Consider the following 8664-nt stretch of genomic DNA (forward strand, 5'->3'; position numbering starts at 1 on the left):
ACTGTCACGATGAGCGAGCGACTCCAGCCGGGCGACACCGCCCCCGCCTTCTCCCTGCCCGACGCGGACGGCAACGAGGTCTCGCTCGCCGACCACAAGGGCCGCAAGGTCATCGTCTACTTCTACCCGGCCGCGCTGACGCCGGGCTGCACGAAGCAGGCGTGCGACTTCACGGACAACCTGGAGGTCCTGGCCGCCGCCGGCTACGACGTCATCGGCGTCTCGCCGGACAAGCCGGAGAAGCTGGCGAAGTTCCGCGAGAAGGAGCAGCTGAAGGTCACCCTGGTCGGGGACCCGGAGAAGGAGACGCTGGCGGCGTACGGGGCCTTCGGCGAGAAGAAGCTGTACGGCAAGACGGTGACCGGCGTGATCCGGTCCACGGTGGTCGTGGACGAGGAGGGCAAGGTGGAGCACGCCTTCTACAACGTGAAGGCGACGGGCCACGTAGCCAAGATCATCAAGGACCTGAAGATCTGACCCGCGGCGGAGCGGGCCGTCCCGGCGCGGCCCGCTCCGCTTATCGGACGTAACCGTCCGCATGCCGCCCCGTTAGTCCGTACGAGTCCACGAACACGTGGCCGGAACGGAGGGGCCCCGCAATGCCGACCAGCCCATACACAAAGGCCCGCCTCACAGAGGCGGCCCGCACCGCACACACCCTGACGGAAGCCCTGCAACACCTGGGGGTGGACCCGAAGGGTCCCAGCAGGCGGTACCTGCACGACCGCATGCGGAAACTGGGCGTGGACACCACCCACTTCGAGAAGGAGGGGGTGAAGTGGACCAAGGAGATCCTGGCCGAGGCGGTCGCCGCCTCGACGACGATGTGCGACGTGCTCCGCCACCTCGGTCTGGACGTCGTGGGCGGCCACCACACCCACATCAGCCGCAGGGTGAAGGCGTTCGGGATAGACACCTCCCACTTCGCGCCCCCGTCACCCGCGGGGCGCCCCAGGCCGCGGCAGACTCCGGAGACCCTGCTCGTCCGGCAGGAGGGGACCCACGGGCGCCGCGCCCAGAGCGCACATCTGAAGCGGGCTCTCGCCGCACTCGGCGTACCCGAGGAGTGCGCCCGATGCGGAATACCGGCCCAGTGGCGGGGCCGTCCCCTGCCCCTGGAGGTGGACCACGTCGACGGGGACTGGCGCAACAACCTGCCGGAGAACCTGCGGCTGCTCTGCCCGAACTGCCATTCCACCACCGACACCTATCGCGGACGGGCCAAGGGCCGCCGATGAGCAGCGGTGACCGGTACACGCGCGAGGTGCTCGCCCGGGCGGCGGAGTGCTGCGACGACATCGACGAGGTCATCGCATACCTGGGCACCCGCCCGTACCCGCGCCTCGGCCGGTACCTGTTGGAGCGCTTCGCCCGCCACGGGATCGACGTCTCGCACTTCCGGCCCGTCGGAAGACGCGCGCGGCCGGCCGATGACGCGATACGGCAGGCCGTCGCCGAGTCCTGCGGCATCGCCGAGACCCTGCGGCGGCTCAAGCTGCCCGACAGCGGTACGCAGCGGGCCGCTCTGCGCCGGTTCATCACCGAGAACGGCGTCTCGACCGCGCACTTCCTCGGCCAGGCGCACCAGCGGGGCAGACCGGCGTTCACGCCGTTGAAGCCGGCGTCGGAGATCCTGGTCAGGAACGACGGGGGTCGCCGGACACGCGCCGTGGTCCTGCGCAGGGCGCTGCACGAGATCGGGGTGCCGGAGCGCTGCGCCGAGTGCGGCACGCCTCCCGAATGGTTCGGCGCGCCGATGACGCTGGAGATCGACCACATCAACGGCGACTGGAGCGACAACCGCCAGGAGAACCTGCGCCTGCTCTGCCCCAACTGCCACGCGATCACCGGCAGCTGGTGCCGGGGCGGCCGACGCGGTGGGTAGGAGCCTCACCCGGAGCAGGCCCTCACCCAGTACAGTGTTCTTGGCTTGCGCCCGTGCGCCAACTGGTTGAGCGGCGATCTTTAGGTGGTCGTGTGTGTCGGTTCGAATCCGATCGGGCGTACTGCACCACGAGGCCCGTCCCCCTGAACTCCGGGGGGACGGGCCTTCTGCATGGGTGCCGGGTCAGCCCAGCAGGGCGCGCAGGAAGGGGATCAGGGCGCGGAAAGCCTGGCCTCGGTGGGAGATGGTGTTCTTTTCCTGCGGGGTGAGTTCCGCGCAGGTGCGGGTTTCGTCCAGGGGCTGGAGGATCGGGTCGTAGCCGAAGCCGCCCGTGCCGGACGGGGTGTGGCGGAGGGTGCCCAGGAGGCGGCCCTCCACCACGCGTTCGGTGCCGTCCGGCAGGGCCAGGGCCGCCGCGCAGGCGAAGTGGGCGCCGCGGTTCTCGTCCGCGATGTCGCCGAGCTGGGCCAGCAGCAGGTCCAGGTTGGCCTTGTCGTCGCCGTGGGTGCCGGCCCAGCGGGCCGAGAAGATGCCGGGGGCGCCGTGCAGGACGTCCACGCAGAGCCCGGAGTCGTCGGCGATCGCCGGGAGCCCGGTGGCCCGGGCGAGGGCATGGGCCTTGAGGAGGGCGTTCTCCGCGAAGGTGACGCCGGTTTCCTTGACGTCCGGGATCTCCGGGTACGCGTCCGCGCCGACCAGTTCGTACGGCAGGCCGGCGTCGGACAGGATGGCGCGGAGCTCGGTGACTTTGTTCGCGTTGCGGGTGGCGAGGATCAGGCGGGTGGGCGGCGTCGAGGTCATGGCCTCATTATCCCGGGGTGCAGACCTTGGACAGCTCGCCCGCGGCGTCCGCGACCGGCCTCACGTCGGGGGCGGTGTTGCCGCTCTCGATGGAGGTACGGACGTTCTTCACGGCCGTGTTCATGGAGTCGAGCGCCTTGCCCAGGTCGGTGTTGTCGGTCTGGTCGCCGATCTTCTTGAGGTTCGCCTCGATCTGGTCGAGCGCGTTCTTCGCGTCCTGGGGGCTGTCGCCGGCCTGGGAGACGGCCTGCTGGAGGTCGTTCACGCCGTCCGTGACGGCCACCGCGGTGTTCGCGCAGTCCATCGCCGTGGAGATCGCGTCGCAGGCGGTGAGGGCCGGGACGGTGAGGACGGCTGCCACGGCGACCGCGGCTATGCGGAGCTTCATTCGGTTCCCCCAGGGACGGAAGGCGTGAGTGCGGGTGGGCGCGCGGCTGTTCGCCGCGCGCCCGGTTGTGTGCGTAGACGCCGCCCGTCGCCGGACGGTTGCCGCGCCGGCTGTGGCTGGACGGTGCCGCGCCGCCCGTCGCCGGACGGTTGCCGCTTCGGCGGTGGCCGGACGGGGGCCCTAGAGGTCGAGCGCCCCGCGCTGGATGGCCTCCAGGTCGGCGCAGCCGCCGGCGGCGAGGTCGAGGAGGGCGTTCAGTTCCTTGCGGTCGAAGGGCTCGCCCTCGGCGGTGCCCTGGACCTCGACGAAGCGGCCGTCGCCGGTGCAGACCACGTTCATGTCCGTCTCGGCGCGCACGTCCTCCTCGTAGCAGAGGTCGAGGAGCGGGACGCCGTCGACGATGCCGACGCTGACGGCGGCGACGGTGCCGGTGAGCGGCTTGCGGCCGGCCTTGACCAGCTTCTTCTTCTGGCCCCAGGCGATGGCGTCGGCGAGGGCGACGTAGGCGCCGGTGATGGCGGCGGTGCGGGTGCCGCCGTCGGCCTGGAGGACGTCGCAGTCGAGGACGACGGTGTTCTCGCCGAGGGCCTTGTAGTCGATGACGGCGCGCAGGGAGCGGCCGATGAGGCGGGAGATCTCGTGGGTGCGGCCGCCGATCTTGCCGCGGACGGATTCGCGGTCGCCGCGGGTGTTGGTGGAGCGGGGCAGCATCGAGTACTCGGAGGTGACCCAGCCTTCGCCGCTGCCCTTGCGCCAGCGCGGGACGCCTTCGGTGAAGGAGGCGGTGCAGAAGACCTTGGTGTCTCCGAAGGAGATGAGGACGGAGCCCTCGGCGTGCTTGCTCCATCCGCGTTCGATGGTGACCGGGCGGAGCTGTTCGGGCGTGCGGCCGTCGATGCGAGACATGGCTCCGAGCCTAGTCCCTGCGGGGGCGCGGTCCGGCACGTGTGCGAGAACCCCGTCCGGGCTGTCCGGGACGGGGTTCGTCGGCTGTGAGGGGTCAGCTCACATCATGTCTTCGATGTCCGCGGCGATCGGGTCGGCGTCGGTGCCGATGACGACCTGGACCGCGGTGCCCATCTTGACGACGCCGTGGGCTCCGGCGGCCTTGAGGGCGGCTTCGTCGACGAGGTCGGGGTTGATGACCTCGGTGCGCAGGCGGGTGATGCAGCCTTCGACCTCTTCGATGTTCTCGATGCCGCCGAGCCCGGCGACGATCTTCTCAGCCTTGGTGGCCATGTGTATCTCCCTGAGTGATGCGAAGAGTGCGGTCCGCGGTGTCACGGTAACGCACGGTTGGCCCATCTACGCGAGCGCGTGACCGGTCCCTGCCGAATGATGACGATCAGCGGCAGCCTGCCCACAACTGGTCTACACCAGTGTGCACGGAAGTGGTACGGCAGCCAAAAAAACAGGCCGGTGACGGAGGATGCCGATGAGCGCGAGCAGCGCCGCAGCAGTGCCGCGGCAGAAGTGGTGGAACGGCCTGTTCCAGGGTCTGCAGAAGATGGGGCGCAGCCTCCAGCTGCCGATCGCGGTCCTGCCCGCGGCCGGCATCCTCAACCGGCTCGGGCAGCCGGACGTGTTCGGGGACGAGGGTCTGGGCTGGACGGACGTCGCGAAGGTGATCGCGGCGGCGGGCGGCGCCCTGCTCAACGCCGATCTCGGGCTGCCGCTGCTGTTCTGCGTGGGTGTCGCGATCGGCATGGCGAAGAAGGCGGACGGGTCGACGGCGCTGGCGGCGGTGGTCGGCTTCCTGGTGTACCGGAGCGTGCTGCGGGTGTTCCCGACGCCGTGCCCGGTGGGGACGGTGGACATCGGGGGCGGCTGCCTGGGGCAGGACGACACCTTCGCGGAGTACACGTTCCAGAATCCGGGGGTGTTCGGCGGGATCGTGATGGGGCTGCTGTCGGCGTGGTTCTGGCAGCGCTACCACCGGGTGAAGCTGGTGGACTGGCTGGGCTTCTTCAACGGCCGGCGGCTGGTGCCGATCATCATGGCCTTCGTGGGCATCGTGTTCGCGGTGGTGTGCCTGTGGGTGTGGCCGCCGGTGGGTGACGCGCTGGAGAGCTTCTCGGACTGGCTGGTGGGGCTCGGCTCGTGGGGTGCGGGGATCTTCGGGATCGCGAACCGTGCGCTGCTGGTGATCGGCCTGCACCAGTTCCTGAACGTGCCGGTGTGGTTCCAGTTCGGCAGTTATACGAAGCCGGACGGGGAGGTGGTGCACGGTGACATCAACATGTTCCTCAGCGGGGACCCGGACGCGGGGCAGTTCCTCTCCGGTTTCTTCCCGATCATGATGTTCGCCCTCCCGGCGGCGGCGCTGGCGATCACGCACTGCGCGAAGCCGCAGCGGCGCAAGGAGGTGGGCGGGCTGATGCTGTCGGTGGCGCTGACCTCGTTCGTCACGGGGATCACGGAGCCGCTGGAGTACTCCTTCCTCTTCGTGGCCCCGGCCCTGTACGTGATCCACGCGATCCTGACGGGTGTGTCGATGGCGGTGACGTGGGCGCTGGGCGTGCACGACGGTTTCAGCTTCTCGGCGGGGCTGATCGACTACGTCATCAACTGGGGGCTGGCGACGAAGCCGTGGCTGATCATCCCGATCGGCCTGGGTTTCGCCGCCGTCTACTACGCGGTGTTCCGGTTCGCGATCACGAAGTTCGACATTCCGACGCCCGGCCGGGAGTCCGACGAGGAGATCGCGGCGATGGAGGCGGAGAACACCAAGGCGTGACAGGGCGCAACGCACGCCCCGGGCAGGGGCGTTAGGCCCGCTCCGTGCGGGGCGTCAGGCCCGGCCCGCACAGGCCCCCGGATCCCGGATCCGGGGGCCTGCGGCATGGCCGGAAGGGGGGTGGGCCGGGGCGGTCCGGGAACCATCCGGCGGTGTGGCGTAGACCACAGGAAAACGAAGGTTCCTTATCTAACCCTCACCGTGTTACAACTGGTCTACACCACGATTGGTGTAGACCACGCGGGCCCGTTCGTGCCCCGCGTACCCCCATTTCTGAGACGTCGCCGTCCCCCGTTTCCCTCTGGCGTCGCCTTGCCCACTGGAGGAAGTTGTGTCCACGGCTACCGCCCCCGCGGCGGAGAAGAAGAAGGGCGCTGGCGTGATGGCCGTCATGCAGCGCATCGGCCGGAGCCTCATGCTCCCCGTTGCCGTGCTGCCCGCCGGCGCGCTCCTGCTCCGCCTGGGCGCGGACGACATGCTCGGCGACAAGGACGTCTTCCCGACGTTCGTCCTCAAGATCGCCGGTTACATGGCCGCCGGTGGTGGCGCGATCCTCGACAACATGGCGCTGCTGTTCGCCGTCGGCATCGCGATCGGCTTCGCCAAGAAGTCGGACGGCTCCACCGCCCTCGCCGCGGTCACCGGCTACCTGGTCTTCCAGAAGGTGCTCGCCACCTTCACCGACAGCAACCTGCCCCAGGTGGCCAAGGTCGTCGGCGGCAAGATCGTCATGGTGGACGCGCCGGTCAACGCGGGCGTGCTCGGCGGTGTCGTGATGGGCATCATCGCCGCGCTGCTCTACCAGAAGTTCTACCGGACCAAGCTGCCGGACTGGGCGGGCTTCTTCGGCGGCCGCCGCCTCGTCCCGATCCTCTCCGCGCTCGCGGGCCTGGTCACGGGCATCGTCTTCGGTCTCATCTGGCCCGTCCTCGGCACGGGTCTGCACAACTTCGGTGAGTGGCTGACCGGCTCGGGCGCCGTCGGCGCGGGCATCTTCGGTGTCGCCAACCGTGCGCTCATCCCGATCGGCATGCACCACCTGCTGAACTCCTTCCCGTGGTTCCAGGCCGGTTCGTACGACACCGCCACCGGCGCCGTCCACGGCGACATCGCCCGCTTCCTCGCCGGCGACCCGACCGCCGGACAGTTCATGACCGGCTTCTTCCCGATCATGATGTTCGCCCTCCCGGCGGCCTGCCTCGCGATCGTGCACTGCGCCCGCCCCGAGCGCCGCAAGGTCGTCGGCGGCATGATGTTCTCCCTCGCGCTCACCTCCTTCGTCACCGGTGTGACCGAGCCGATCGAGTTCACCTTCATGTTCATCGCCCCGGTGCTGTACGCGATCCACGCGGTGCTGACCGGTATCTCCATGGCGCTGACCTGGGCCCTGGGCATGCGCGACGGCTTCGGCTTCTCCGCCGGTCTCGTCGACTTCCTGCTGAACCTGGGCATCGCGGAGAAGCCGTGGATGCTGGCCCTGGTGGGCCTGTGCTTCGCGGCGCTCTACTACGCGATCTTCCGCTTCGCCATCATCAAGTGGAACCTCCCCACCCCGGGCCGCGAGTCCGACGAGGAGCTGGCGGAGCTGCAGAAGGCCGAGGCCAAGTAAGCAGCCCGCGTACGACGGAGCCCCCGCTCTCCCGGAAGGGAGGGCGGGGGCTTTTCCGTACGGGCGAAGGACGGGGTGGTCAGGCGCTGCCCGGGCGCTGCCCGGCTGCTGCTCAGACCTCGTAGACCGCGCCCGCGTACGCCAGGTCCACCGGGCCGTCGTAGACCGCGCGGGCGTCCGCCAGGTTCTGGGCGGGGTCCGTCCACGGCGGGATGTGGGTGAGGACGAGGCGGCCGACCGCGCCGTCGCGCGCGTACTCCCCGGCCTCGCGGCCGTTGAGGTGGAGGTCCGGGATGTCCTCCTTGCCGTGCGTGAAGGACGCCTCGCAGAGGAAGAGGTCGGTGCCCTCGGCGAGGGTGCCCAGCTCGGGGCAGGTGCCGGTGTCGCCGGAGTAGGTGAGCGAGCGGCCGCCGTGCTCGACGCGGATGCCGTACGACTCCACGGGGTGGGCCACGCGCTCGGTGCGGACCTGGAAGGGGCCGATCTCGAAGGTGCCGGATTTCAGGGTGCGGAAGTCGAAGACCTCGCTCATCGAGCGCTCGTCGGGGACGTCGTCGTAGGCCGTGGTCAGGCGCTTCTCGGTGCCCTCGGGGCCGAAGACGGGGATCGTGCCGCAGCGGCCGCCCTCGTGGCGGTAGAAGCGGGCGACGAAGTACGCGCACATGTCGATGCAGTGGTCGGCGTGCAGATGGCTCAGGAAGATCGCGTCGAGGTCGTAGAGGCCGCAGTGGCGCTGGAGGTCCCCGAGGGCTCCGTTGCCCATGTCGAGGAGCAGCCGGAAGCCGTCGGCCTCGACGAGGTAGCTCGAACAGGCCGATTCCGCGGACGGGAACGACCCCGAACAGCCGACGACGGTGAGCTTCATGGAGCGTGAACCTCCGTGGACGGTCCGTGGACGGAATGCGGGCCGTGCGTGCGTCGAGCGTAAGGCGCGAAACGTCCGGTCGCTCCTCCGCGGCAGGCCGTTGTGGGGGGAATCACCTGCGCTGTCACCCGGGGGAGCGACGGGGGGCACGGGCGTTGCCGTGGCGGGGGGGTTGCGCGCGAGTACCGGGCTACGCGCTGCGGGGCTACGGTCGGACCATGGACACGTCCTGGTGGCCCGCGGTGGTCGCGGTCGTGGCCGTGGCGGTGGTGGTGCTCGTCGCGGACGGGGGCCGAGTTCGGCAATGGCCGCGAGGTCACCTCGCCCTTCCCGCGGATCCCCTTCCGCGAGTCGATGCTCAAGTACGGCAACGACAAGC

Annotated in this window: 10 protein-coding genes and 1 tRNA gene; 6 read left to right on the plus strand and 5 right to left on the minus strand. The window is 69.8% G+C overall.

The window, feature by feature from the left end; genetic code table 11:
- The first annotated feature begins 9 nt into the window (after nucleotides 1–9).
- The 4 genes from bcp to ABZ873_RS27105 all read left to right on the plus strand — a co-directional run bounded on the left by bcp (nucleotide 10) and on the right by ABZ873_RS27105 (nucleotide 2006).
- Nucleotides 10–477, plus strand: coding sequence for a thioredoxin-dependent thiol peroxidase (gene bcp, locus ABZ873_RS27090; protein WP_360876914.1), 468 nt, complete (start codon nucleotides 10–12; stop codon nucleotides 475–477).
- Nucleotides 478–599: 122 nt separating this feature from the next.
- A complete protein-coding gene (locus ABZ873_RS27095; protein ID WP_360876918.1) occupies nucleotides 600–1238 on the plus strand; it encodes an HNH endonuclease in 639 nt (212 codons plus the stop codon).
- Nucleotides 1235–1885 carry an HNH endonuclease signature motif containing protein gene (locus ABZ873_RS27100; protein ID WP_360876921.1) on the plus strand — a complete coding sequence of 217 codons (651 nt, stop codon included), beginning with the start codon at nucleotides 1235–1237 and terminating at the stop codon, nucleotides 1883–1885. Before ABZ873_RS27095 ends, ABZ873_RS27100 begins: the two co-directional genes overlap by 4 nt.
- A gap of 47 nt (nucleotides 1886–1932) precedes the next feature.
- A tRNA-Leu gene (locus tag ABZ873_RS27105) sits at nucleotides 1933–2006 on the plus strand.
- Between the two features lie 62 nt (nucleotides 2007–2068).
- Here ABZ873_RS27105 and rdgB read toward each other — a convergent pair.
- From rdgB to ABZ873_RS27125, 4 genes are all read right to left on the minus strand, one after another.
- Nucleotides 2069–2686, minus strand: coding sequence for an RdgB/HAM1 family non-canonical purine NTP pyrophosphatase (gene rdgB / locus ABZ873_RS27110; protein WP_360876924.1), 618 nt, complete (start codon nucleotides 2684–2686; stop codon nucleotides 2069–2071).
- A gap of 7 nt (nucleotides 2687–2693) precedes the next feature.
- Nucleotides 2694–3074, minus strand: a complete 381-nt coding sequence (locus ABZ873_RS27115) for a hypothetical protein (protein WP_360876927.1) — start codon at nucleotides 3072–3074, stop codon at nucleotides 2694–2696.
- A 180-nt stretch (nucleotides 3075–3254) separates the two neighbouring features.
- Nucleotides 3255–3980 (minus strand): ribonuclease PH, encoded by a 726-nt coding sequence (gene rph / locus ABZ873_RS27120; RefSeq protein ID WP_360876930.1) that lies wholly within the window; start codon nucleotides 3978–3980, stop codon nucleotides 3255–3257.
- 99 nt (nucleotides 3981–4079) lie between these two features.
- Nucleotides 4080–4313, minus strand: a complete 234-nt coding sequence (locus tag ABZ873_RS27125) for a PTS glucose/sucrose transporter subunit IIB (protein WP_360876933.1) — start codon at nucleotides 4311–4313, stop codon at nucleotides 4080–4082.
- A 196-nt stretch (nucleotides 4314–4509) separates the two neighbouring features.
- On the opposite strand from ABZ873_RS27125, the gene ABZ873_RS27130 reads away from it, so the two are divergent.
- Nucleotides 4510–5811, plus strand: coding sequence for a PTS transporter subunit EIIC (locus ABZ873_RS27130; RefSeq protein ID WP_360876936.1), 1302 nt, complete (start codon nucleotides 4510–4512; stop codon nucleotides 5809–5811).
- 382 nt (nucleotides 5812–6193) lie between these two features.
- Nucleotides 6194–7420, plus strand: a complete 1227-nt coding sequence (locus tag ABZ873_RS27135) for a PTS transporter subunit EIIC (RefSeq protein WP_360876952.1) — start codon at nucleotides 6194–6196, stop codon at nucleotides 7418–7420.
- A gap of 112 nt (nucleotides 7421–7532) precedes the next feature.
- Here ABZ873_RS27135 and ABZ873_RS27140 read toward each other — a convergent pair whose 3' ends face one another.
- Nucleotides 7533–8285: an MBL fold metallo-hydrolase gene (locus ABZ873_RS27140; RefSeq protein WP_360876940.1), complete on the minus strand. Its 753-nt coding sequence runs from the start codon at nucleotides 8283–8285 to the stop codon at nucleotides 7533–7535.
- Nucleotides 8286–8664: the final 379 nt, after the last annotated feature.

Source organism: Streptomyces sp. NPDC047014 (genome assembly GCF_040644195.1).
In the GTDB taxonomy this organism is placed as follows: Bacteria; Actinomycetota; Actinomycetes; order Streptomycetales; family Streptomycetaceae; genus Streptomyces.